Origin of the sequence: Rodentibacter trehalosifermentans, assembly GCF_002000545.1 — a bacterium.
GTDB classification, from domain to species: domain Bacteria; phylum Pseudomonadota; class Gammaproteobacteria; order Enterobacterales; family Pasteurellaceae; genus Rodentibacter; species Rodentibacter trehalosifermentans.
Genome location: NZ_MLHL01000123.1, coordinates 1 through 1,284, shown reverse-complemented (window position 1 = coordinate 1,284; position 1,284 = coordinate 1). Strand labels below are relative to the sequence as shown.

Below are 1,284 nucleotides of genomic sequence, written 5' to 3'. Positions count from 1 at the left end.
CTATTATTTTTATTCTATTTCTATACATTGTATTGAATGGATTAAGAATCGGTAAGATAGATTTATTACTTGTTGTTTTATCTTTGTTTTTAACAGTTTACTTTGATCATTATTTATTCACTGTTGCATTTTTTATTATAGCATCACTTGCTTTATTTTATGCGCTAACATATATAAAGTTTAACTATAATGTTATTCTTATTCCTTTATTTCTAGGTGTTTGCTCTATATTTTTACTTTATTTTACAGGTTTTTTGGAAGGTAGGACGCTAATTGATGAAAGCGATTATGCTATTGGAAATAAAGAATCTTTTGGCTTTTCTCATCCAAATAAAGCCTCTTTATTACTGGCTCAATTAATAGCGTTAAGCTTTTTATTTAAAAGAAAATCAATCTTAATTCTATTTTTATTCATATATGTAATCACTTTTTATGAACTTGGTGGGCGTACAGCTCTAGGAGGAATAATATGCTTTTTTTTATTTTATTTCATTGAACGATTAATAAATAAAAAATCATTTACTACCCTTGTAAGATGGGGGTGTGTTTCTTTCCTGTTTATATACCCTATAGTTATTTATCTTTTTATATCACAAGGGATGTTTGAGTTTTTTGGAGTTAATTTTGACTCAGTAACGAACACGAGACTTTCTTTACTAAGAGAGATGTATTTAGAAAATAATGGTCTTCATATTTTACCTTCTAGATTAGGTGCTCAATTTACTGATTCAGGAATTGCTAACTTTTTAGTTGGTGGCGGTGTTTTTTTATATGCTTTATTTGTTTTTTCTATCTATAGATATTTAAAGTTAGAAAGTGATACACGTTTTATATTGTTGCTTATATTTAATATTGTTATATGTCTTGTGGAAAGCTTTATTAATGCAAATATAATTTCTAGTGTTATTATGTTTGCACGAATTATTTTTGTTTTTAAGGAAGAGGAAAAATGGCAGGATTAATCTCAATTATAATGCCAGCTTACAACGCTGAAAAATATATATCTAAAGCTATTAAATCTGTTCTATCTCAATCTTATGAGAATTGGGAATTATTAGTTATTGATGATAATTCAAATGATAATACTGTTAATGTTGTAAAAGCATATTTACATGATAGAAGAATAAAGTTATTTATTAATATGAAAAATAAAGGTGCTGCTGAAACTAGGAATACCGGACTAGATAATGCTATTGGAAAATATATTTGTTTTTTAGATGCTGATGACTATTGGGATAAAGATAAGTTAAGCAGTCAGTATATTTTTATGGAACAGAATAATAT

The 1,284-nt window shown here is 26.5% G+C and carries 2 protein-coding genes; both read left to right on the top strand.

The features are described from left to right. Positions 1–962 (top strand): hypothetical protein (locus BKK52_RS13620; RefSeq protein ID WP_208606179.1); only part of this gene is annotated, 962 nt, incomplete at its 5' end. Continuing rightward, positions 950–1,284, top strand: a 335-nt coding sequence (locus BKK52_RS13275) for a glycosyltransferase family 2 protein (protein ID WP_143531441.1), incomplete at its 3' end; no start/stop codon positions are given. The genes BKK52_RS13620 and BKK52_RS13275, both read left to right, overlap by 13 nt.